The 250-nt window shown below is 61.2% G+C and carries 1 protein-coding gene; it reads right to left on the bottom strand.

The window, feature by feature from the left end; all coding sequences use genetic code 11:
* Positions 1-177 (bottom strand): transposase (locus tag F7R02_RS26160; protein WP_235901004.1); only part of this gene is annotated, 177 nt, incomplete at its 3' end.
* Positions 178-250: the final 73 nt, after the last annotated feature.

Genomic DNA, 250 nt, shown 5'->3' with positions numbered 1-250 from the left:
GATCTTCAGCCGCCGGACTTCGGCGCTCTGGTCCGCCTCAGCGCGCTGTACTACGCCGGGCTTGCCGAACTTGCGCAGCCAAGCGTACAGGCTGTGCGTGGTGACACCCAGTCGCTCGGCGACCTCTCGTAAGCTCCCCCGATCCGCAGACACCGCATAAGTAGATCTTTCTGGCATCGTTCCCAAGTCAGGAGGTTCCATGCGCACATCGAAGTTCACCGAGACACAGATCATCGCCACGCTGAAGCAG

Origin of the sequence: Xanthomonas cissicola, from assembly GCF_008801575.1 — a bacterium.
Taxonomy (GTDB): domain Bacteria; phylum Pseudomonadota; class Gammaproteobacteria; order Xanthomonadales; family Xanthomonadaceae; genus Xanthomonas; species Xanthomonas cissicola.
This window is presented reverse-complemented; position numbering and strand designations above follow the sequence as displayed.